We start from the raw sequence: 23,499 nt of genomic DNA, 5'->3' as shown, positions 1-23,499 counted from the left end.
CAGTTCGCCATCGCGTGAGGATCGCTCGCGCCTGCTCCATGCCATCAGTCAGCCGAAACGGCCTTTGCCATGCTCAGTTTCACCGGACGCGGCTCCACTCACAATTGTAACGGCACCACACGCCGCGATTTTCTGCAAGTCGGCACGCTCGGGGCCATCGGCCTGTCGCTGCCGCATTTGATGGCCGCACAGGCCCAAGGGAAGGTGAAAGACGGGCACGACAACAACTCGTGCATCATGATCTTCAACCTCGGGGCACCCAGTCAGGTCGATCTGTTCGACATGAAGCCGGAGGCCCCCGCTGAAATCCGCGGTCCGTTCAAGCCGATCAAAACCGTCGCCGACGGCGTCGAGATCTCGGAGATTCTCCCCGAGCACGCCAAGATCGCCGACAAGTTCTCGCTCGTTCGTTCGGCACATCACACCGGGGCCGCGGTCCACGACTCCGGTTGGCAGATGCTTCAAACCGGCCGACAGTTCACCGGCGGAGTCGAGTCACCTCACGCCGGGGCGGTCGTGAGTTATTTGAAAGGTCGCAAATCGGATCTGCCGCCGTTCGTCGTGCTGCCCGAGAAGATGGGTCGCGGCGGCGGAAACCTGCCCAACGGTCAAGCGGGTGGCTTCCTCGGCAAACGCTACGATCCGTTCGCCCTCAACGCCGATCCTTCCAAACCGAACTTCAAAGTGCCCGACCTGCTCCCGCCGCAGGAGATCGGCGAGGTCCGACTCAACCGCCGGCGGCGCCTGCGCGATATCGTCGACGAGACGGTCTCCACCTTCGAGGCGACCGAAAATGCGAACTTGATGAACGAGAACTTCGAAGCCGCTTTCCGGCTGATGTCGAGCCCGCAGGCCCGCAAAGCGTTCGATCTGTCGGAAGAGCCGGATTCGGTCCGCGATCGCTACGGACGCAACCGCTTCGGTCAATGCTGCCTGCTGGCCCGCCGACTTGTTGAAAACGGCGTGCGGTTCGTGACCGTCAATGCCTTCCTGACGGTGTTCGATGAAGTTACGTGGGACATTCACGGCTCGAAACCGTTCACCTCGATCGAGGGCATGAAGAACGTCGTCTGTCCGATGTACGATCAGGCTTATAGCGCGTTGATCTCTGACCTCAGCGAACGCGGGATGCTCGACGACACGATGGTCTGCAATCTCGCGGAGTTCGGCCGCACGCCGCGGGTCAATCCCGCCGGCGGTCGTGACCACTGGCCGCAGTGCTTCACCGTCTACTTCGCCGGCGGCGGCGTGCAGGGCGGGCAGGTCGTCGGGGCGAGTGACCCTGTCGGCGGTGTTCCGGCTGATCGGCCCGTTGAGCCGGCAGACATCGTAGCCACGATCTTTCACAGCCTCGGCCTCGACCTCGACACAACGCTCCCCGGCCCGGCCGGTCGACCGTTCCCGATCGTCGACTTCGGAGCCGAAGCGATCCACGAGCTGTTCTAGATTCGACAGACGCATTCATTACTAGCCCGACGCGCAAGCGAGGGATTGACGGGCTTACCAATGAATGAAATGGGTGGCGGGGGCCTATCGCCCCCGCAGGAACAAGCATGACTGCGTAATGCGGCGCATCGGCCAATCGAAGCCGGCATGTGGACAAAACAGCGAACATTGCAAGAAGTAAACGAACACCGAGATGCGGGGGCGACACGCCCCCGGCACCCTGACCAAGCATCAATCATGAAATCTCTCGCTCGCGCGTCGGGCTTGTGTTTCAGAAATGTAAGAAGACGAGACATGAAGAGTTTCTCGATCGCCTTCGCTCTCACGCTCTGCGCTTCGGCCGCCCTGGCGGAGGACGCGCTGACGATCCTTCCGCCGCAAGCAACGCTGCACGGCGAAGCAGCCTCGCAGCGACTGCTTTTGCAGCGGCAATCGGGAGAGGAAATCGGTGCGCAGGTTCGCGAGGGCATCACTTGGTCAACGAGTAACCCGGCGGTCGCGACGGTCACCAACGAAGGCGTCGTGCACCCGGTCGCCAACGGCAATACCGACATCGTCGCGAAGACTCCGAACGGATCGGTCACTGCGGAGGTGACGGTCGTCGGGATGAACTCCTCGGAGGCGTGGGGGTTTCGTCACGCCGTGCTGCCAGTGCTCTCGAAGGCCGGTTGCAATTCGGGCGCCTGTCACGGGGCACTCGCGGGGAAGGGGGGCTTCCGCCTCTCACTCCGCGGTTACGACCCGATGAGCGACTACTTCAACATCGCCAAGCAAGACCGCGGTCGGCGGATCGAATTGGCCGACCCGGGGCGAAGCCTGTTGATCGCCAAACCGTCCGGAGCATTGCCGCATAAGGGCGGCTTGCGATTTGAAACCGACTCGCGTGAGTATCAGATTCTCTCAGAGTGGATCGCGGCCGGGGCGTCGCCCCCGACGAAAGCCGATACTGAGGTCGAGCGAATCGAGGTGCTGCCGGGGCGCTCGATCCACACAGTCGGCTCGAAACAGGACCTTGTGGTCATCGCCCATTTCTCCGACGGCCGAGCCGTCGATGTGAGCGAGTGGGTGATCTGGTCTTCCTCCGATGAAGCCGTTTGCTCCGTCGACGAACACGGCACCGTGACGGTGATCGGGCCGGGGGAGGGGGCAATTGTGGCCTGGTACTCCAGCAAGTTGGCCATCGCCCGCGTCACGGTCCCCTTTGAAGCCGTCGCATCGGCGGGCGATGTTGTCGACACCCGCGAACCGGTGAATTTCATTGACGAGCATGTGAATCGGCAACTGGAGCGATTGAACCTCGTGGCGTCCGGCCCTTGCAGTGACGCCAGCTTCATCCGGCGCGCCTACGTCGACACGATCGGCCTGTTGCCGACTTCGGAAGAAGTCCGCACGTTTCTTGCCGATGACTCCGTAGACAAGCGCGAGCAACTGATCGATGAATTGCTTGAACGCCCGGAATTCGTCGACTATTGGACCTATCAGTGGTCCGACATCTTTCTCATGAACGGCACGCTGCTGCGGCCGAAAGCCTTGGAGGCCTATTACGGCTGGCTCCGCGGGCATGTCGCACAGAACACCGCTTGGGATGATCTCGTCCGGGAGGTGCTGACCGCGACGGGGAGCAGTTACGAAAACGGGGCGACGAATTTCTACGCGCTGCATCAATCCCCCGAAGACATGACCGAGAACGCCTCGCAGGCCTTCATGGGTTTGTCGATCGGATGCGCGAAGTGCCACAACCACCCGCTCGAGAAATGGACCAACGATCAATATTACGCGATGGCGAACCTGTTCGCCCGGGTGAAGGCCAAGGGCTGGGGCGGCGAGCCTCGCAACGGTGACGGACTGCGGACGCTCTACGTGTCGGAGTCGGGCGACCTCGTTCAGCCGAGGACGGGAAACCCGCAACCGCCGGCGCCGCTTGACGCCGAGCCACTGGCGATCGACGACACGTCCGACCGTCGCTCGCATCTCGCCGCATGGCTCGTCTCGCCGGAGAATCCGTATTTCTCGCGCTCGATCGCCAACCGTGTCTGGGCGAAATTCTTTGGTGTCGGGATCGTCGAAAAGGTCGACGATATGCGGGTCTCCAACCCCGCTTCGAACGACGAATTGCTCAACGCCGCCGCCGGTTATCTCGTCGAGCAGGACTTTGACTTGAAGTCGTTAATGCGGGCGATCCTGAGCTCGAATGCCTATCAGCGGTCCAGCGAACCGCTTGCCGGCAACAAGAACGACAAACGCTTCTACTCGCGCTACTACCCCAAACGAATGACCGCCGAGGTCCTGCACGACGCGATCGTGCGGGTCACCGAAGTGCCCACGAAGTTCGACAAGATCGTCTTCCCCGGCAACAACCGCCAGGACGTCGACATCTATAAGAACGGCACCCGCGCGATTCAGCTACACGATTCGGCCGTCGAGAATTATTTCCTCAACACGTTCGGTCGCAACGAACGCCGCATCGTCTGCGAGTGCGAGCGCTCTGATGAGCCCAGCATGGTGCAGGTGCTGCACCTGTCCAACGGCAACACGATCAACGACAAACTCGCGAACAAACAAAGCTGCGTCGGCGATTTCGTCAAGCTGCGAAGTGACGGGATGTCGGACGGGGCCCTGCTCGACGAAATCTATCTCAACGCGCTGGCCCGCTTTCCGACCGAACGCGAACGAACGCAGCTTCAGGATATACTTCCGGCCGCGGGCGCGGACGACGAGCGCATTGTGCTGGAAGACATTCTGTGGGCCGTGCTCACAAGCCGCGAATTCATCTTCAATCACTGAGTCCGTGACAAGCCCGCAGCACGTGCAAGGGTGACGAAGAAAAACAAGACTAAAAGAGTGGCCCGGACGTTGTCCGGGCCACTCCATAATGCCTTTCGCGATCCAAACTTTGAATATGATGAATCGCATGTTGATGCCTCTTCGAACGCTCTTCGTGGTCTCCCCAATCTTATGCGGAGCGATCGCTCTCGCCGAGGACGGTGCCGCCCCCGACTTCAACACCGAAGTCGCGCCGATCCTCACCAAGTATTGTGCCGGCTGTCACGGTGATTTCGCCCCGGATGGCGACTTCGCCCTGCACAGTTATGACGCGCTGCTCAAAGGCACGCCCGACGGCCCCGCGGTGCTGGCCGGGGATGCCGAGTCGAGCCTGATCGTGCGGCTGATCACCGGCGAAGCCGAGCCCGCGATGCCGCCAGATGATGAGCCGAAGCCCGGCGAAAATGAAATCGCCATTCTCACCCGCTGGATCGACGGCGGGGCGAAGGGTCCCGCGGGCGTCGAGCCGGACCGGCTCTCGCTGATCGTACCGAAGATCGAAGGCAAAGCTGACATCCGCCCGATCACCGCGGTCGACATCGCCCCCGACGGCGGCCTGCTGGCCGTCGCGCGCTTCGGCACCGTCGCGATCTATAACGCGAGCGAGTTCGGCTCCGCGATGGAGAGTGATCCCGTCGTCGAACTCGATGAGTTTCCCGGCAAAGTTACATCGATCGAGTTCATCAAAGACGGCCGCCATCTGCTCACCGCATCGGGCGTCGTCGGACTCGGGGGCGTCGCGGCATTGTGGGATGTCGAAACGGGCGAACTGGTTCGCGAGTTCAAGGGCCACCGCGACATTCTGTACGACGCCACGCTCTCGCCCAGCGGCAGTGTCCTCGCGACCTGCAGCTACGACCGCAAGATCATTCTGTGGGATGTGAACAGCGGCGAGCAACTCCGCACACTCGGCGGGCACAATGGCGCGATCTACGATGTGGCCTTCGACCCCAACGGTCGCTTCCTCGTCAGCGCGAGTGCCGACGATACGTGCAAGGTCTGGCGGGTCGAAGACGGCGTCCGCCTCGACACGCTCGGCCAGCCGCTCAATGAAGAATATGGCTGCGGATTCGGTGCCGACGGCGAGACGGTCTTCGCCGCGGGGGCCGACAAGAAGATTCGCATCTGGAAGTTTATCTCGACCGACAAGCCGCGGATCAACCCGCAGACGATCGCCCGCTTCGGCCATGAGGGGCCGATCACACACCTTGAAATGACCCCGGACGGACAACGACTGATTTCCGCATCGGAAGACAAGACCATCAAATTATGGGACGCCGCCTCAGTGCGGGAGCTGCACGTGTGGCGCGATGCCGACCGCGACGTCGTGTCGAGCCTCGCCGTGACGCCGAACGGCCGATCGTTCATCGTCGGACGCATGGATGGTCAAATTGATCGGTACGAAATCCCCGAAGTCGCTCCGCCGAAATCGCGCCGATCGACGGCCGAGACCGATTACGTCCGCATTACCGGCGAGGCGACCGATGTGGCCGAGCAGGAGCCGAATGCGACGGCGGCGACGGCTCAAGCCGTGACTGTGCCCGCGGTCATTTCGGGCCTAATCCATAACGACTCGGAATCGGCAGTCGACACCGATCTGTATCGATTCACCGCGAAAGCCGGTCAGCAATGGGTGCTGGAGATCGAGGCCGCGCGGAATAAATCGACGCTCGATTCATTCATCGAAGTGCTGACCTCCGACGGCGAACGGCTGCCCCGGGTCAAACTGCAGGCGGTCCGGGAGTCCTACTTCACCTTCCGCGGGAAAGATGCCGACCAGGCCGGGGACTTCCGGTTGTTCAACTGGCAGGAAATGAAGCTCGGGCAGTTGCTGTTCGCCAGCGGCGAAGTCGCGATGCTGCGGTCGCACCCCCGCGGGCCTGACTCCGGCTTCGAGATGGAACCGGAATTCGGCAAGCGTTGGGGCTATTTCGATACGACGCCGCTGGCCCACGCCCTCGGCGAACCGGCTTACGTGGTCGAACCGCATGCGCCGGAGGCCGAGATCATTCCCAACGGCCTGCCGGTCTTCACGATCCACTACGAGAACGACGATGCGGCCCGGCGGGACATCGGTAAGGATTCAAGGCTGTTCTTCACCGCCCCCGCCGACGGCGAATACATCGCCGCCGTTCGCGATGTCCGCGGGATCGATGATCCAAAAGCCCATTACAAACTTCACATCCGCCCGCGCAATCCCCGGTTTGAAGTTTGGGTCGACAAGAAAGAAAGCCTCGCGATTCGTAGCGGGAGCGGTCGCGAGTTCGTTGTGCGGGCGAAACGGATTGACGGCTATGACGGACCGATTCGTGTCGACGTCGACACGCTGCCCGACGGACTGACGGCAACGAGCCCCGTCGTGATCGAAGCGGGCCGTACCGAAGCGTTCGGATTGATTGCCGCATCAGGAGCGGCCGCGACGATCCCGGTGATCGCGCCGAAGCCCGGTGACAAATCGCGCGACGTGGTCGTTGGGACCGCCACCGCGATGATCCGCGGCGAAGAAGTCACCCGCAATTTCGGCATCGCTCCGAGCATTAAGATCGATTCCAAACCCGGGTTGAAGATCACGATCGAACCACTCCCCGGCGGCACGCCCCCCGTCTCATCCGCATCCGATGGGCTGCTCGCTTTCGAAATTCGCCCCGGCGAAACCATCCATTTGAACGTGCGGGCTGAGCGCAACGGGTTCAAAGGTCGGATTCCGCTCGGCAAAGGCGACGCGGGCCGCAACTTGGCCAAAGGGGTGATCGTCGACAACATCGGGCTCAACGGCCTCATGATTGTGGGCGGGACAAGCGAACGCGACTTCTTCATCACGGCCGACGAAACGGCCCAACCCGGTTCGCGACTGTTTCACCTGAAGTCCGAAGTCGGAGGCGACCCGGTCAGCCAACCAGTGATGCTGCACGTGCTGCCGCCCAACGATCGCCTGGCGAGCCGCGATCGTTAACCGCGATACTTCCAATGCGCTCGTGCGGATGAAATTGATCGGCGGCCGTTTTGTCGAACTCTCTATGCGCGGCGTGATGTATACTTTTTGACTCGCGTGTTCCACGCTGGTTGAAGCGAGTTCGCCACTGCGTCTGTTCCGGCTGAAGCGGCATTCATCGGATGCTCGCTCCGCAGGTATTGCCGTCATGATTCAATTCACCGCCGCCTGTGTGCAGTGCAATTCCAGTGACGATTTCTCGCGCAATCTGGGCCGCGCGATTGAACTGTGCCGTGATGCGGCCGGGCGGGGAGCGAAGCTGATCGTGCTGCCCGAAAATGTGCTTGCGATGATCGCCGACACGTCATCGCTCGTCGCGATCGCTCAGCGAGAAGCAACAGAGGGCGTGGAGCGATTCGCCGCGCTGGCGCGGGAGTTGAATTGCTTGATTCTCGTCGGCTCACTGCATGTTCCGCTCAGTCCCACGAAGGTCGCCAACCGCAGCTATCTGTTTTCGCCGGACGGCTCACCACCCGCGACGTACGACAAGATTCATCTGTTCGACGTCTCGCTGCCGGGCGGCGAAGCGCATCGCGAATCCGACTATTACCAAGCCGGCAGTTCACTCACGACCGTGCCGACCGATTTCGGAACGATCGGTCTGTCGATTTGTTACGACGTTCGATTCCCGCTGCTGTATCGACGGCTCGCACAGGCGGGTGCGAACGTCTTATCGATCCCGGCCGCTTTCACGCAGGCGACGGGTGAGGCCCACTGGGAAGTCTTGGTGCGTGCGCGTGCCATCGAGACCGGCTCGTTTGTCTTAGCTCCGAACCAATGCGGACAGCACCCCGGCGGCAAGAGAACCTTCGGCCATTCGATGATCGTTTCACCGTGGGGCGAAGTTCTCGCCCGGGCCGGGACGGATGCAGAAGTCATCGATGCCGAAATTGAGCTCGCCGATGTCGATCGTTGCCGCTCGGTCATACCGACGCTGCTCAACGATGCGCTTTCGGGCGTATGACCGCGTGCCGATCGTCGACCGTCTAGCGCGCCGTGCGTTTCGCTCCGTTCGGTGTCCAGAATGTGGTCGCCTGATCCCGGCGAAACCGATGCCAACCGGGGAAACATTTACAAAATGTTCCGCGGCGTCGAAGAAAACTGGATCAATTGGGTCCAGATTCGCTATCAATCGGCCCTCATCTCCAAGCTGACTTCCCCACTGCTACCACCATTCCCTTTCCGGCTCAGAGGCCAAAGCGACCTCCATGGGATCGTTGCGTGACATCCTCGCGGGTACCCGCGGTCTGATCTTCCCCGTGCTCATCGTCACGGCGATTCTTGTAATCGTCGCGCCGCTGCCGCCGGTGTTGATGGACATGCTTCTGGCGTGCAACGTCACGATCGGGGTACTGATCCTGCTGACGACCATCTATGTCGCCAAGCCGCTCGAATTCAGCGTTTTCCCGGCGATTCTGCTGGGCACGACGCTCGTGCGACTGGTGCTCAACGTCGCCAGTACGCGACTCATCCTCAGCCGCGGGGCGACCGACGGAACCAATGCGGCCGGGGGCGTAATTGAAGCCTTCGGCAGCTTCGTTACCAGCGGGAACCTCGCAGTCGGAGTGATCCTGTTCGTCATTCTGATCGCGATTCAGTTCCTTGTGATTACCAAGGGTGCGACGCGGATCAGTGAAGTCGCCGCGCGATTTGCGCTCGACGGCATGCCCGGTAAGCAGATGGCGATCGACGCCGATCTGAACGCCGGATTAATCACGTCCGAACAAGCCAAATCCCGCCGCGAAGAAATTACCAGCCAAGCCGATTTCTACGGGTCGATGGATGGTGCCAGTAAATTCGTCCGCGGCGATGCGATCGCCTCGATCGTGATCACATTGATCAACATCGCCGGCGGCTTTTATGTCGGCATGGTCGAAAACGGGATGAATGCCTCCGACGCCGCCCGCGTCTTCACGACGTTGACCATCGGCGACGGTCTCGTCACTCAAGTTCCGGGCTTTCTAATCTCTCTCGCCGCGGCACTTGTCGTCACGCGAACGTCCTCAGCCAGCAACCTGCCGCAGGACGTCGTCGGCCAGATGTTTCGGCATCCCGAAGCGATGTTCCTGGCCGCGAGCTTTCTCGTCGCCCTGTCGCTGACCGGATTGCCGACGATGCCGATGCTCACTTTGGGAGCCGGTTGCGCCGTCGTCGGGGTCAGTCTCCGGCGATCGAATTCGCAGAAAGTTGTCGAGCAAGCCAAGCAGGAGCGGCAGCAGGAACAGGCCCAGCGGCCCGAACCAAAGCCGGAAGAGAACCTGCTCGTCGATCCGCTCGAACTCGAACTCGGCGTCGGACTGCTCAAGCTCGCCGATCCCTCGAGCGGTGGCGATCTGCTCGATCGGGTCGTCCGCATTCGCAATAAAATCGCGCAGGAACTCGGCATGATCCTGCCGAAGGTCCGAATTCGCGACAACATTCGCCTCGATCAACGCACCTATCGCATCAAACTCCGCGATGTGCCAATCGCCAAAGGCGAAGCCTACGCCGATGCCCGGTTGGCAATCGATACCGGCGCAGCTTCCGGATCACTCCCCGGCGTCGAGACGACCGAACCGGCGTTCGGTCGACCGGCCCACTGGATCGAACTATCCGCCGTCGAACGGGCCGAGTTGTACGGCTATCAGGTCGTCGAGCCGAGTGCGGTATTGATCACGCACCTGACCGAGATCGTCCGCGACCACGCCGCAGAAATCCTCACCCGCCAGCACGTCCACCAGCTTCTCGACAATCTGAAAGAACATTCGCCGAACGTCGTCGAAGAGCTCATTCCCGATCAACTCAAAGTCTCGCAGGTGCATCAGATCCTCGCGAACCTGCTCAAGGAGCGGGTGCCGATCCGGGACCTCGAAACGATCCTCGAAACCCTCGGTGACTTTGCCGACCGGACCAAAGACCTTGGCATTCTGACCGAATACGTCCGCAACGCCTTGGCCCGCACGATCTGCCAGCAGTACCGCGACCGCGACAACGTCCTGCATTGCGTCACACTCGATCCCGGTTTGGAAGACACACTTTCCAAAGGCTTCGAATTTGGCGAAGCGGGACTGGCGATCAAACTTCCGCCGAACGTCGTCGATCAGACCGTCAAACAACTGGCCGATTCCCTGTCCGCACTGACCTCCGCGGGCCATCCCGCCGTCGTCGTGTGCGGGCCGCAGGTTCGGGCCGGGCTGAAACAAATCACGCGTAGCTCTCTCTCCAAACTCGCCGTTCTGAGCCTTAACGAAATCACACGCGACACCAATGTCGAAGTCCACGGCAGCGTCCCCGACGTCCGCGGCTAAGACGCAATTAGAGCTGACAACAAGAGTCACTCACCTCTCAACTCTCAACATTAAACCGGCGGGCACAGCCCGCCCTCCTCCTGCCTGCCTCAAATCATGCCCGATATTCGCAGCTTTCGAGCCGCATCAATGCAGGACGCACTCGACCGCGTGAAACGCGAGATGGGCTCCGATGCGGTCATTCTCAACACGCGTGAGGTCCCGGCCCGCAAGCGGCTGCTGTCGTTTTCTCAACCGAAGGCGGAAGTCGAAATTACGGCGGGACTCGGCATCACCACGAAAGCGGCAGCCCGGCGCACACCGCCCCGCCGTCGGCCCGCGCCCGCAATGACAATTCAGGAGCGCAAAGCCGTCGATATCGTCCGCGAAATCGCCACGCAGAACTATGACTCACCCCTGACGGACGGCCGATGGAGCGAGACCGAAGAAAAGGCTTCGCCAGAGACGACGAGTCCCGTTCGCCCCCAACGATCAGCCGCGCCCGCCGTCGATCAGACCGACGCATTGGCGAACCGGCTCGACATCATCCAGCGAGCGTTGGAGCGAATTGAGCGAGAACGCCGTTTTGGTGAGGACGATCAACTCGACGAGACGCAGACGGAAGTCTACGAGGACTTAATTCAAAGCGGCGTCGATCATACGGACGCTCGCCGACTCGTCACGACCGCCCGGTCCAATCCGAACATTTCGCTCCGAGAGGCCATCCATCATCGTCTTGGTGCGGAGATCCGCTGCGGCGGTTCGATCGAGCCCGTGCGGGGTCAACGCAAAGTTGTCGCGCTCGTCGGCCCGACCGGGGTTGGCAAAACGACGACCATCGCGAAGCTCGCCGCCGACCTGAAAATGCGGGGCGATGTCTCAATGGGTCTGGTCACCGTCGACACGTATCGGGTGGCCGCAGTCGAACAACTGAAGACCTACGCCGAAATTATTGACCTGCCAATGCGAGTCGTCGCCGATCGCAGCGAGATGCGTGACGCGCTGGAAGACCTCGCCGACGTCGACTTAATATTCATCGACACAGCCGGTCGCAGTCCACGAGATGCCCGACAGATTGATGAACTGCGCGACCTGCTTAATGCCGCCGATGTCGACGAAGTGCATCTGGTCGTCAGTGTCGCCGCAAGCCGCCGGGCGCTTTTAAACGCCGTGGACCAATTTCGCCGCGTTGGCGTGACTCACCTGGTCGCCAGCAAATTGGACGAAGCCGACGGCGCGGGCGGAATTGTCACGCTCTGCCGACACTCCGGTCTGCCGCTCAGCTACTTCACGACGGGACAAAACGTTCCCGATGATTTCGAAACCGCGACCAGCGACGCCGCAGCCAACGCCATTCTCCCCCTGACGCCGAACGCTTAATTAAAACCCGGACGTCCGGGCGGAACGATCGATTGCAAAGTTTAACGGCTGGCCTGACTTCGAGGCCTCCGACAGTTTTTCTCAAGAACGAACCGACGATGACCGATAATAAGCCATGGCGGCCGCCGCGCGCCGTCTCCTATTTCCGACCGTGCCGACGGGACACTCAAATTAATGGCGGTCCATTACGCACAACGGCTCGGACTGATCGCACTCGCAGCAGTCGCAGCGCAGTCGGCGCTGTCCGGAGCCGCCGTCATCCCCGGGCTGCTGGCATCCTTCGCCGCAGGGGCGATCTTCTACCTGCTGGGGTTTGTGTTCGGAGAGATCGGCCGGCGACTCGCGGAAGAAGTCGCCGCTATTCGATTCGATAATGCCGTGCGTGCGACGCAAGAAACGGCAGATGATTCGAGCGATCACGACAATCAGTGATCGGCATTTCGCAGCAGATGACACGGTAAAGGCAGCGGGAAGACAGCGGCACGGGAACCGACCGATTAAACGTCCTCGCAAGGATTTGCGACGGACGATGACGAGACCACGGAGGGCTGGATGACGACACACACGAAATATGCCGGCGCACGAACCAAGGCCGAGGATGTCACCGATGTCTGGAAGGCCTTTAAGGTCGACCAATCGGATCAGGCACTTCGCAATCGCCTGATCGAGCGATACCTGCCTCTTGTACGCTACAACGCCGAACGTGTCTGGCAGCGACTGCCCGAGGGGGTCGACATGAACGACCTCATCAGTGCGGGCGTCTTCGGCCTGATGGACGCGATCGATGCGTTCGATCTGGAACGCGGCGTTAAGTTCGAAACGTATTGCGTGCCGCGAATTCGCGGGGCCATGCTCGACGAACTCCGTACGATGGACTGGGTCCCTCGGCTCGTTCGCAGCAAAGCCTCAAAGCTCGAAGCGGCCCGCAAATCGGCCGAAGCCGAACACGGTCGGCCACCGACCGATCAGGAAATCGCCGGCAAGATGCAATTGCCGATCGAAGAGTTCGAAAAACTGAAGACCGAAGCCTCGGCCGTCAATCTCGTCAGTCTCAATAAGAAATGGTACGAGACCGACAGTTATAAAGACGTCCGCGAAGTCGACATCCTCGAAGACTCGAAGGGCGAAGATCCGACGCTCGGCCTGCAGAAGCGGGACGTGATGAAGCTCGTCACAAAGGGCCTCAATCGCAACGAGCGGCTGATCATCATCCTTTATTACTACGAAGAGCTGACGATGAAGGACATCGGCCAGACGCTCGGCCTCTCTGAAAGCCGCGTTAGCCAGATGCACTCGAGCATCGTCGCACGCCTCAAAGACCAACTCCGCCGTCGTCGACCGGAATTCGGTTGATCGACCTTTCGGCACCAAACGAAAAGCCCCGACGTTTCAACGCCGGGGCTTTTTTATTGATGCATAATCCAAAGTATTACAGTTCGTCGTAGCGCACCAGTTCCACGGCATCGCTCTCGCACAATTCGATAATGCGAGGATCCGTGAAGACCAATCGCTCGAGGTTCAAATTGTTTGCCACGGCTCCGTCAGCGTAGCCGTCGTGGCCCAGCTTTTGGGTTTCGGCATCGTTGTAGGCGGGATGTCCATTAAGAAGGTAAATTTCCCCCGGAGTGCATTTCTTAATTGCGCTGAGCACGACATCGGGGAAGTCATCCGGCTTGCGACGATTTTTAACACTGCCGTATCCATGTACGCCGGGGGGTTTGGTAATGCTCGCATCGCGATAGTCAAACAGATCGTTGGCAGCACACCACGCGGCAAACTTCTCCGGCAATTCCGGAACGTGTGTGACCGCCCCCATATGCGAGTCGACATACTTCGGCTTAAAGCCCAACTTCTTAATTCTCGCGAGCTGAGCATCAAGCTCGATCAGGGCTTCATCGGCATTGACGCCCTTCAGTCCGGCATGAAACTGATGCAGCGTGCCGTCTTCCTGAAGCAGCGAAGGCACATGCTTTTTCGGGGCGACCGGTCCCCACCGCACGTCGTCCCATTCCGATGTCAGCACCGAATGCAGCCCGAAGCAGATGTCTTCACGAGCGGCAAACGTCTTAGCGGCCTCGGCAGTGTAAGGCGTCGTTGCCATGACCGAAGCGTTTCGCACAATCCCGGGATCGACGCACTCAATCACCGCGTGATTAAGGCTCCGCATCCCGCCAAGATCGTCGGCACGAGTGATGAGTCGAACCGGCTTGTCGGTCTCGGCTGCAAAGAGCGAGCGGGGCGAAACCGTCATCGCCCCTGCGGCAACGGCCGCTAAAGTGCCTAAAGCTTCGCGGCGAGGCACCTGCCGTTCGCGTGCGTATTCTCCGGTAACCGGCTTCGAATTCATTTCAATTCCTCGATCGGATGAAACGTCACTGAAAGAAAGCGTTGAGGTCGATCAGAAAGCCTAAACGGGGAAGGAGGCCCATGTAAGCCCCTGCATCCGCAAATTCGCCTCGGTGGTGACATCACGGCATCAAATCGACTTCGATGGGGACTTTCACTCGATCCAAGACGAACCGTGATCCACGTCATCCGGCCGTCAAAGCCAACTGCTCAGCTTGTCACTCGCCCACGCAGGCAAAAAGCTCATCGATGACTACGGTCACGTCAGGCAGCAAGGTTGATCGCGCGGTCTGCCCGCTTGCGCAGCGACCCGCCTGTTGATAAACGCCGGCCTCGTCGAGTGAGAAGATCGTCAACGTGCGGTCGCGTGGGTCGACGATCCAATATTCGCTGATGCCGGCCTCCGCATAATCGCGGTGCTTTTCAACCCAATCGCGATCGGGATCACTGGGACTGACGACTTCAACAGCGAGGTCGGCGTGATTGAGAGCTCGATTTTCGTCGGCTCCCGGTCGGCGATTTAGAACAACAACGACATCGGGCTCGCGGACATTTCCAGCTCGGATTCGAACCCGCAACCCAGCCGGAAACGTTTCGCCCAAGCCGCGATCATCGACGCTGATCATCAAGAGTCGAAACACCCATTTCATGAGCCGCTGATGAGTAGTTGTCGGCACAGCAAGCATCTCCAATCGACCGTCAACAAGTTCCACGCCCTGCTGCTTGGGGAGCCGAAAATAAGCCTCTTCGCTCCACCGGCCTTGATCGGGCCAGAACTCCGCGATGAAGTACGCCGGCTCACCCGGTCGCGGGTGATGGATCACGTCGTCAATGCTGCGGGATGTCGACATGGCAAACGTCTTTAAGAAGTGCCCTAAGAGTTCGAAAATAATTCTGAACGCAAACAAGCCCGCAACGCCAGCAAGGGATTAGCTCGCAAATTCCCATTGTATGGAAAGGGTTGCCCGAAAATAGGAAAAGCCCACGCGACTTGAGATCGCGACTTTATCATCGCGAGAATTAGCGCAGTTGATCATCTTAAAAATGCTTCGCATCTGATCATAAGCTTTAAACTCTTTCGTGATTTCGTGAGTAAGTCTCTTGCTTGGCGACGGGCTTGTTTGTTGAGCGTTGCGATTCAATTCACCCTGAAGCCGCGTGCGTTGCGGGTTGGAGCGGGTCGCCCAGCGATTCTCCCGACTTTGCCGAAAGGAGTTCGAACTTCGTGTCCTCATCCACTAACGACTCATCCGCGAAGATGCGGTCGGCCGTCGTCCGCGGCAGGCGAACTTCAACGCGGACACGTGAATCGACGTAGTCCCGATTCTGAATCACGCCGTGTGCCGCGAGGAAGGCGAGCAGCTTGCCGTTGCCCGCGGAGGTATCGATCACCGCGTCGACATAGCCGTCACCCAACCGTATGGTGACGAGTTCCGTCAGGCGTTCGATCCCGCGACCGGTAGCGGCGCTGACGGAGACCGCATCGGGAAACTCACGCCTTAAGATATCGAGCGTGGACGGCCCTTCGGCTTCCGCCTTGTCGATCTTGTTGAAGACGAGCTGCACGCTGTCGGTCTCAACGCCGATCTCTTCGAGCACCTCGTAGACCGTCCGAATCTGTTCCTCGGCTTCCGGATTACTCGCATCGACGACGTGCAGCAGCAGATCGGCCTGCCGGGCCTCTTCGAGCGTTGAGCGGAACGACGCCACCAAGTGGTGCGGCAGATTGCGAACGAACCCGACCGTGTCGGACAGCAGCAACTCGCCCCAGTTCGGGACCGACCACTTCCGCGTCCGGGTATCGAGTGTCGCGAAGAGCTTGTTCGCCACATAGACATCGGCCCCCGTGAGGGCGTTCATCAAGGTGCTCTTGCCGGCGTTGGTGTAGCCGACGAGCGAAACCGTCGGATTCTCATCGCGGGCATCGACCGCACGGCGGCGACGCCCCTCGACTTCGCCGAGCTTTCGCTTTAATTCCGCGACCCGTCGATCGAGCAAGCGGCGGTCGGTCTCGAGCTGCTTTTCACCGGGACCGCGCCCGGCTCCCACACCACCTTCGATTCGTTCCAAGTGCGTCCACAGCCGTTTTAGCCGCGGGCGGAAGTAGAGCAATTGCGCCAGTTCCACCTGCAACTTCGCTTCGTACGTCCGGGCGTTCGAAGCGAAGATGTCGAGAATGACCTCGCTGCGATCGACGATGACCGTGCCGGTCTGCTCTTCAAGATTTCGCCCCTGAGCGGGCGAGAGATTGTTGTCGAAGATGATCAGCTCGGCGTCGGTCGCCTTGGCCAGTTCGGCCAGCTCTTCGAGCTTGCCGGTGCCGAGGCAGTGCGCGGGATGCGGATTCTGCCGGTTCTGGATCAACTCGCCGACGACCATCACGCCCGCGGTTTCAACCAGCCCCTTCAGTTCATCCAATGCGTGTTCTTTGGAGAGCGGATCGTCGGGAGTGATCACCGCCGCGAGCACCGCCCGCTTTTGTTTGACTTGTAACTGGTCGCGTTTCGGATCGCCCAAGCGTGCCCTCGAATTTTGAAAGTCGGTACCGTTCGGCCCGAGCCGGGCCCCTTATCAGTCTAAGCCGCTCGACACACGCCAGCAATGTGCGGTTCGCAATGCGCGCCGCAAATTACCGACGCAATCGGCATGCCTGTTCAGCGATCACTCATCCACAACTCCTACGACCATCGTCCCGTTCATGACCATCCAGTGACCCGGAAAGGTGCATAGGAACGGGTAGCGCCCCGGTTCTTCAGGGGCCTTGAAGTAGATCGTTTGCTCGTCGCCCGGACCCACGACATCGGTATGCACGAGCACGTCGGCCGTCTTCGGGACGTAGTGCCGGGCGAAGGCGTCGGGATCGGCGATCAGCTTGTTGGCGAGTTCGCCAACACTTCGCAGCGTGCCGCGTTTGGCGAGCACCCAGTTGTGCGGCACGACATCGGGATTGGCGAGCGTGAAGGCGATCGGCTCCCCGGCGGTGACCGTCAACTCGCGAGTCTGATAGCTGAGATTCTCACCCGTCAGGACGCGGATCGGCTGAGCGCCTTTGACCTCGTTCCGCCACGGGTTCGGCTTCCGCGCCGCATTGAGCCGCATGTCCGATAGCAGCGGATGAACGGCGATCAGCTTGTCCCGCTCGACGTAGCCGGGGAAGCCGGTGAAGGGGGCGTCGAGACGGTGAACCGTGACGAACAGGTCGTGCCCGGTTCCCGCGGGGTTTGCCGTCGGGACTTCGCCCGCGCGATTGACGTTCAATCGCAGATGCAATTGGCTGACCGGCTGGATCTCGGGAATCTCCACGAAGAGCGACGTCCCGTTGTCCAGGACATGAGCAGATGCGATCTCGAGCGGGTCATGACCGGCAACGCCGGGGTGCGATGGCGAGTACTCGGGGGAGCCGTAGCCGCCGCTGTAGCGGTAGTTCCAGCTTTGGGCGAAGTGGCTTTTCGGTTCGGTGGCGACTTCTGCGGCAACCGGCTCGGCGAACTCAACGCGTACCCCGTTCTCGTGCACGTGAAAGCCAATCGGAGTCTGAAACTTCGCCCCTGTATATCGCACCCGCTGAAAGCATCCATCGGCGATCGTATAAGAACCCCAGCCCTGCATACCGGTGACATAGAGCTGGCCATCCTGCGGACGGAAGCGACCCCGATGCACACCGGAGAGAAAGTCCCCGGTCATCGGCACCACGGCCCCCTGCGGAACGCCGTCAACTTCGTCACGCAGGACCGTAAACCACGAGCCCATTCCGAATGAAAGATGCAAGAGCTGATCGCTGAGCGGACCCCAGCGATCGCCGTCGACGAAGACCTGTCCGCCGCTGGAGTTGTCGAGGGCTCGCGGTAGATAAGCCAACGGCAACGACGGCGGCTTGCCGCCCCGCGGACCGCGATAGCCGAAGTGCGGACGACCACCGCTTTGGATTTCTTTCGGTGTGACCGCACAGATCATCGAGGCCGGCGTCCAACTGCCTTCCGAGGCGGGGACCGAAATCGTGCCATCGGGCAACAGGCCGAGACCGTCGGGATTGCGAAAGCCGGTCGCAATGACTTCGGACGATTCGCCATCGGCGCCGATTCTCAACAGGCCCTGATTACCCGAGGAGGTGTAGAAATTCCCGTCGGCATCGCGCTCCAACCCGCAAATAAAATCGTGACCGGCGGGCGATGTCTTAAACGACTTGTCGAAGCATTCGTAATAGTCGGCGGAGCCATCGCCGTCCTCGTCGGTCAGTCGCATCAACGCGTCCCGGCACTGCACGAACACCGCCCCATCTTCGTCGACGACGAGACCCTGCGGATGATGCAGCCCCGATGCGAATCGCCGCCATCGTGCGGTGCCGGAGTCGAGTCCGCTGACGTGCCAGACGTCCCCCTGCATCGTGCAGAGCATTGCCGAGCCGTCGGGCAGGAAGTCGTGCCCTCCGAAAAAGAACAACGAGTTGTCTTCGGTCTGCTCCGGAACCGTGATCGTGTCGATCGCGTAGGGCGACCCGTCGCCAAGGGCGATTTCCGTCTCATACACCTTGGGCGAAGTCGGATCGCTTCCGGTCAAGAGCGATTGAAACGGATGATCTTCAAAAGGGACGATCGTACGGGTGAGCTTCCCCGCAACCACCCGCGGGATTTCGAGATACTCGCTGCCCTCGGCTCGAAAGTGAAACGCGACTTCGTTTCCCGCTCGGTGGAAACCCAGATACTCGACCGGCTGTGGACGAGGCTTGAACGCGGGCAGCGACAGGAGTTTGCCGTCGACTTTCATCCCCCCGAGAAAGCCCCGCCGGGTCGATGAATAACTGACGAAGCCGCCTTTCCAGAATGCCTCATAGGTGTGCGTGTCGGGATTGAAGCAGACCGCATGGTCGCCGAGCCGCAGGCAGATCGCCCGCGCGATCCGGCGACCATCAAGATTCAGCACGCCCGCCTGCACCGAGCCAAGCCGCATCTTGTTCCAGCGGTCGTCGCGCCACGTCGATTCTGTCTGATTGCCCCAGTGCCCGGTATCGGCTCCGTCGAGTCCGGGATAGGCCTTCAGCAACATCGGCGGTGGACCGCTTCGCCGGAAATGCTCCGCCTGCTTTGTGTAGAAATCGTAGATGCGATCACGATTGACCCGATGCGATGCGTTCGGCCAATGCGCCGGTTCCAGCGGTGCCTTTGAGAGAGGGAAGTCAGCCGGTGCGTGCGAGCCGAGGCGGGCTAACAGGGAATCAATTTCCGGAGGAACTCCGTCTGTGACGGTGCCGTCCTCGCCGCGACCGAGTTCCGACAGAAACCGGATCAGATCGACCTGTTGGCGACGCGACATCGCTTTCGCCAAAGCGGCGGGCATCGGCGTGCTGCCGGTAAAGACATCGTCGATCTCATCCTGCGGGATCGCCGTGAGCTTGCCGGTGTTCGCGTCACGAAGGGTGAAGTGGTCGTCATCTTCGGCATGACGAAAACCCGATCGAATGCGGCCGTCGATCGTGAGCACCTGATGCACCACGTACTCCGGTTTGACCTCGCGCTTGGGCCAGAAGATCGATTCCACAATGTGCGGCAGCTTCTTCTCCGCGGCAATTTTTGATAGCTCCGGCCCGACCTTGCCGCCGTGCGCTCCGACACGATGACATGAGAGGCAAGCGGTTTTCGCAGATGCGAAGACGGCCGCCCCGCGTTTCGCATCGCCCTCCTTGCTGGCCTCATTGATGAGTGCGGAAATGAGTTGCGGATCGTAGGGGAATTCTCCTTCGGCGCTCTTCGGCTCGGTTGCACTGACATCTCGATCCTCTTGCGGTTTGTCGTCCTTGGCGAACTTCTTTCGAAGCTCCGCAAGCCCCTCCAAATTCTGCTTGAGCGCCTCGCGGGCGTCGATTTCACTCCGGTGATCGAGGACGCCGATCGGCCCGTCGTAATCGCTTTCGACAACGACGCGGATCATCTCGGCTTCGTGCCGACCTTGGCCGATCGGGACGATTTTCGGCTTCGCACCCTCGTTCATCCCGTTGAGATTCAGGCACAGCAAATAAGGCTTCATCGCCGCGAAGACTTCGGGCCAATCTTCGATATGCCCGTGGGCGTGATGGAAGTTGTAGACGATCCCGACGTGCTCATGCCCGAGTTCGCGGAAGCGTCGGCACACCGCCACGAGGTTCGCCGGCTCTCCGCCCCAGCCGCCGTGGTTGTAGAGGCCAAACTTCGAACCGAGTTCGCCCGCCCTTGTGACTAACGGCGTCAGCGACTTGACCGCCGCTTCGACGCGGGCCTCGTCGGAGTCGCCCGCAGGACTGGGTGCGGTCTTCCAGATCTGCGGATGCAGGTCGTACTTTTCGAAGAGCTCGAACGCCCGCGGGTGTTCGCTCCAGAAGGCAAAGAATTCGATGCCGTGCTCGCGGTACTGAAGAATCTCGTCCTCGAACGTCGGCACATGCTCCCGCCGCCAGTCATAAGCACAATGGGAGACGTCCAATTCCTTCAGCATCGCCGCCCGTTCCGCCGGCCCGCGATCCTTCGCATCGAAAGGCACGATGCACCACGCGACCAGATTATCGGGCCGCAAAACGTCGTTGCCGTCACCAGCCGCAAGCGGTCGGCCCGAGTAGATCAGAATCGAAGCAGCGATAAGTGCAATCGGCAGGCGGTAGATCGGGCGCATCAGCATTCCGGCAAAGAACAGCGATTTGTGGAGGACATCGAGAATAGTCCCCCTCTCGCATCAAAGCCAGAAGCGCAAGCGGAAGTTGATTAGTGAAATTTTGAAGTTGCAAAGGGAAAATGAGCCGACGGGTGGCTGGGGGCAGGCGCTTTCGCCTGCCCCCAGTGGGTCGCATCTCGCGATGAATTGGTTGATAGCGCAGCCATGCCAAGCGCTCGCAGAGGCCTGCTCTGTGAGCCCGGCCCTTGGACATCCCGCCGCTCGCCAGGGCTATCTCCCCAAAATGGGGACGATTCCGTTGCCCGATTTCATCTTCATCAAAAAACCGGACAGCCGGCGTGCAAGCCGTAAGCAAACCCCTTCCCACGGGGGCATATTGCCCCCGGCGTTGGTGAACTCGTATCACGGACGGAGCTTGATCGGCGGCTCTTTCGAGAGCTCAATCCACCCGGCGATTTGACGCTTTTCATCCGGCAGCACGACATTAACGATTTTGAAGCCGAGCCCACCTATCGGCAAGACAGCGCCTTTATAGGCCCTGAAACGACCCTCAGCGAGTCGAATCTTTTGATTGCCCCGGCGAACTTTGGAGCCGCTGACCCGAATCTCGACAACATCGAGATCGAAGGCGGCGGTTTTTTTACCGCGATCATTGGCCTCAAGTGTGAGGGCGAACGGATTAAGAGAGCTGACTGAAGGGCCGAACAGCACCACCGGCCCCCGCGGAGCATCGACGCCCAGCGAATCAATGACATCCTCAGCCAGCATTTCGAGCGTGACTGTCGGCTTCTCAATATCAACACTCGCAATTTTATAAACACCGGTCCCCGCGCCCGGCACCGCAAACACATCACCCTCTTTAAGCTCGTTGTAATAGAGTGAATTGGAGAGCACCCGTTTCACATCACCGGCACGCTCGCTTGCATTTGCCTCAAAGGCCTCTTCGGGAACAACAATAATCAGCGACGGGATGACGATATCGCCTGTTTTCGCATCGCGAACGGGCTTAACGGTTAAGTAGCTAGCCGAAACATCGTATTTGAATTCGTCGTTCCAAAAGAGAGATTTTTCCGGCGGTCGTACATTCGAAGGCTTTACGTAACCCAGAACAGTCTTCGAAACATCAGAGGCATCACCGCCACTGCTGGCCGGCATCAATATCGCCAACGAACTAAAAACGATGAAAAAGACGGCCGTGTTTTTCAACTGGCCTTTAACGATAGATAACATGACTTCTACTCCGACGGGTGGCTGGGGACAGGCGCTTTCGCCTGCCCCCAGTCGATCGCATCTGGCGATGAATTGGTTGATAGCGCAGCCATGCCCGGCGCCCCGACGGGCCTGCTCTGCGAGCCCGGACACCCTGCCGCTCGCCCGGGCTTTCTCCGCAAAAACGGGACAATTCAATTGCCTGGTTTGATCAAAAAACAGGGCAGCCGGCGGGAAAGCCGCGAGCGAACCCCACTCTACAGGGGCGCGGCGCCTCCGGGCACCCGGCGGGTGATCCGGGTCTGGCCCTCCGGTTCAGACCCGCCACCCAGTCCTGTTCTCAGATCGGGAACCCGGCTTCAAAAGCGTTAATTGATAATCTCCGGCGATAACGGAAAATCCACCTGAGGAGAAAATCGAAGGTCGACACTTCCATCTTTCAACGAGTAACGTTCAATGAAAAATGAATCATACACAGCACGACAAATTAACAGCTTGTCGCCCGCTTGTCGAAACGCCGTTTGCGTCTCGGGCAGACTCCCTGTGGTTCCTCCGCCGCATGTCGACAATCCCCAACTCCCATTTTCCCAGTTCGTCTTCAGGGTGTCTTTTGAGACTGCAAAGACTACACCAGGGGAACCAAACGAATTTATGCAGAACAGAACATAATCAGTCTTTGTCTCAAAGCAGAGTAGTTCACTCGAAAAGGGCAACTTTGTTGAGTGGCGGACTTCATCGCCGTTACGTGTCTTGAACTTTAAAAGGATCGCCGACCTCTGTCGCTCAACATTGGCCGTTATCTTGTACCATTTTGGATCGCCATCATTCAAAGAGTCTTTTACTTTCCTAGAATCACCAACTGGACTGACAGGACCCCATTCGCGTAGTGCATTATTTGGGATATCAGCCACATCGTATGTGCCGCAGCATGGTCCGATCTCCGCCAAGTAAGTATTTGCTAAGGCAGTTTCTAACCATGACGGGAGTTGCGTCTTTAGGTGAACTTGCAGCTTATCCGTGAACGTTTTCAACTCGGCCACTGTGGCTTCGTCCGGATTGCCATCCTGGTCGACTTTTGAACGGCGTTTCACAAGTGAGCGGAACGCGAACTGCCAGTCACAGCATATCGCGTGCTGCAGTAGCTTAGACTCTCGGCCCTTCGCAATTTGTTCATCGCTCATCATGGAGTAGCGACAAGAAATTTCATCCAATTCGATGCCTAGTTGAAGCGCACACAAAACACTGGGCAATACCTGCGTTTTCGATCGCACAACAGCAGTGATCTCTGTTGCGTCAATTTTCTTACACCAATTTCGCGGTTCTTCCGCGACCGTTATCTGGTCGGTCACCAGTAACGCAGCGAAGCCTATACATATAAAATGTATTGGAGTCTGACTC

15 protein-coding genes are annotated in these 23,499 nt (G+C 59.8%); 9 read left to right on the top strand and 6 right to left on the bottom strand.

Features of this window, described 5'->3' with window-relative positions:
- The first annotated feature begins 69 nt into the window (after window positions 1-69).
- From Pan189_RS00305 to Pan189_RS00265, 9 genes are all read left to right on the top strand, one after another.
- The gene (locus tag Pan189_RS00305; protein WP_145361981.1) at window positions 70-1,446 is read left to right on the top strand and encodes a DUF1501 domain-containing protein; all 1,377 of its coding nucleotides are present in this window, start codon (window positions 70-72) and stop codon (window positions 1,444-1,446) included.
- Between the two features lie 294 nt (window positions 1,447-1,740).
- The gene (locus tag Pan189_RS00300) at window positions 1,741-4,230 is read left to right on the top strand and encodes a DUF1553 domain-containing protein (protein ID WP_145361980.1); all 2,490 of its coding nucleotides are present in this window, start codon (window positions 1,741-1,743) and stop codon (window positions 4,228-4,230) included.
- A 133-nt stretch (window positions 4,231-4,363) separates the two neighbouring features.
- A complete protein-coding gene (locus tag Pan189_RS00295; protein ID WP_310820882.1) occupies window positions 4,364-7,222 on the top strand; it encodes a c-type cytochrome domain-containing protein in 2,859 nt (952 codons plus the stop codon).
- A gap of 187 nt (window positions 7,223-7,409) precedes the next feature.
- Window positions 7,410-8,225, top strand: coding sequence for a carbon-nitrogen hydrolase family protein (locus Pan189_RS00290; protein ID WP_145361978.1), 816 nt, complete (start codon window positions 7,410-7,412; stop codon window positions 8,223-8,225).
- A gap of 60 nt (window positions 8,226-8,285) precedes the next feature.
- Window positions 8,286-8,486: a hypothetical protein gene (locus Pan189_RS00285; protein WP_145361977.1), complete on the top strand. Its 201-nt coding sequence runs from the start codon at window positions 8,286-8,288 to the stop codon at window positions 8,484-8,486.
- On the top strand, window positions 8,470-10,548 hold the full coding sequence (gene flhA, locus Pan189_RS00280) for a flagellar biosynthesis protein FlhA (protein ID WP_145361976.1): 2,079 nt from the start codon (window positions 8,470-8,472) through the stop codon (window positions 10,546-10,548). Before Pan189_RS00285 ends, flhA begins: the two co-directional genes overlap by 17 nt.
- A 96-nt stretch (window positions 10,549-10,644) precedes the next feature.
- Window positions 10,645-11,907, top strand: a complete 1,263-nt coding sequence (gene flhF, locus Pan189_RS00275) for a flagellar biosynthesis GTPase FlhF (protein WP_145361975.1) — start codon at window positions 10,645-10,647, stop codon at window positions 11,905-11,907.
- Between the two features lie 174 nt (window positions 11,908-12,081).
- Window positions 12,082-12,339, top strand: a complete 258-nt coding sequence (locus Pan189_RS00270; protein WP_145361974.1) for a hypothetical protein — start codon at window positions 12,082-12,084, stop codon at window positions 12,337-12,339.
- Window positions 12,340-12,459: 120 nt separating this feature from the next.
- Entirely contained in the window at window positions 12,460-13,260 is an 801-nt protein-coding gene (locus Pan189_RS00265; RefSeq protein WP_145361973.1) for a FliA/WhiG family RNA polymerase sigma factor, read from the top strand.
- A 76-nt stretch (window positions 13,261-13,336) separates the two neighbouring features.
- Here the strand turns inward: Pan189_RS00265 and Pan189_RS00260 are convergent, their stop codons facing one another.
- From Pan189_RS00260 to Pan189_RS00235, 6 genes are all read right to left on the bottom strand, one after another.
- Window positions 13,337-14,254, bottom strand: coding sequence for a ChbG/HpnK family deacetylase (locus Pan189_RS00260; RefSeq protein WP_145361972.1), 918 nt, complete (start codon window positions 14,252-14,254; stop codon window positions 13,337-13,339).
- A 217-nt stretch (window positions 14,255-14,471) separates the two neighbouring features.
- A complete protein-coding gene (locus Pan189_RS00255; RefSeq protein WP_145361971.1) occupies window positions 14,472-15,104 on the bottom strand; it encodes a Uma2 family endonuclease in 633 nt (210 codons plus the stop codon).
- Between the two features lie 292 nt (window positions 15,105-15,396).
- A complete protein-coding gene (hflX, locus tag Pan189_RS00250) occupies window positions 15,397-16,770 on the bottom strand; it encodes a GTPase HflX (RefSeq protein ID WP_145361970.1) in 1,374 nt (457 codons plus the stop codon).
- 144 nt (window positions 16,771-16,914) lie between these two features.
- A complete protein-coding gene (locus Pan189_RS00245; protein WP_310820881.1) occupies window positions 16,915-20,892 on the bottom strand; it encodes a plastocyanin/azurin family copper-binding protein in 3,978 nt (1,325 codons plus the stop codon).
- A 402-nt stretch (window positions 20,893-21,294) separates the two neighbouring features.
- On the bottom strand, window positions 21,295-22,122 hold the full coding sequence (locus Pan189_RS00240) for a hypothetical protein (RefSeq protein ID WP_310820880.1): 828 nt from the start codon (window positions 22,120-22,122) through the stop codon (window positions 21,295-21,297).
- Window positions 22,123-22,469: 347 nt separating this feature from the next.
- Window positions 22,470-23,450 (bottom strand): hypothetical protein, encoded by a 981-nt coding sequence (locus Pan189_RS00235; protein WP_145361967.1) that lies wholly within the window; start codon window positions 23,448-23,450, stop codon window positions 22,470-22,472.
- Between the last annotated feature and the right edge of the window lie 49 nt (window positions 23,451-23,499).

Source organism: Stratiformator vulcanicus, assembly GCF_007744515.1.
GTDB lineage: Bacteria > Planctomycetota > Planctomycetia > Planctomycetales > Planctomycetaceae > Stratiformator > Stratiformator vulcanicus.
Note: the sequence above shows the minus strand (reverse complement) of the source record. Positions and strands in the feature narration are given on the sequence as shown.

What these genes read in the sequence shown, in the direction of transcription:
- Pan189_RS00305 (WP_145361981.1), top strand. Translation starts at nt 70, where the DNA reads ATGCTCAGTTTCACCGGACGCGGCTCCACTCACAATTGTAACGGCACC.
- Pan189_RS00300 (WP_145361980.1), top strand. Translation starts at nt 1,741, where the DNA reads ATGAAGAGTTTCTCGATCGCCTTCGCTCTCACGCTCTGCGCTTCGGCC.
- Pan189_RS00295 (WP_310820882.1), top strand. Translation starts at nt 4,364, where the DNA reads ATGCCTCTTCGAACGCTCTTCGTGGTCTCCCCAATCTTATGCGGAGCG.
- Pan189_RS00290 (WP_145361978.1), top strand. Translation starts at nt 7,410, where the DNA reads ATGATTCAATTCACCGCCGCCTGTGTGCAGTGCAATTCCAGTGACGAT.
- Pan189_RS00285 (WP_145361977.1), top strand. Translation starts at nt 8,286, where the DNA reads ATGTGGTCGCCTGATCCCGGCGAAACCGATGCCAACCGGGGAAACATT.
- flhA (WP_145361976.1), top strand. Translation starts at nt 8,470, where the DNA reads ATGGGATCGTTGCGTGACATCCTCGCGGGTACCCGCGGTCTGATCTTC.
- flhF (WP_145361975.1), top strand. Translation starts at nt 10,645, where the DNA reads ATGCCCGATATTCGCAGCTTTCGAGCCGCATCAATGCAGGACGCACTC.
- Pan189_RS00270 (WP_145361974.1), top strand. Translation starts at nt 12,082, where the DNA reads ATGGCGGTCCATTACGCACAACGGCTCGGACTGATCGCACTCGCAGCA.
- Pan189_RS00265 (WP_145361973.1), top strand. Translation starts at nt 12,460, where the DNA reads ATGACGACACACACGAAATATGCCGGCGCACGAACCAAGGCCGAGGAT.
- Pan189_RS00260 (WP_145361972.1), bottom strand. Translation starts at nt 14,254, where the DNA reads ATGAATTCGAAGCCGGTTACCGGAGAATACGCACGCGAACGGCAGGTG.
- Pan189_RS00255 (WP_145361971.1), bottom strand. Translation starts at nt 15,104, where the DNA reads ATGTCGACATCCCGCAGCATTGACGACGTGATCCATCACCCGCGACCG.
- Pan189_RS00245 (WP_310820881.1), bottom strand. Translation starts at nt 20,892, where the DNA reads ATGCGCCCGATCTACCGCCTGCCGATTGCACTTATCGCTGCTTCGATT.
- Pan189_RS00240 (WP_310820880.1), bottom strand. Translation starts at nt 22,122, where the DNA reads ATGTTATCTATCGTTAAAGGCCAGTTGAAAAACACGGCCGTCTTTTTC.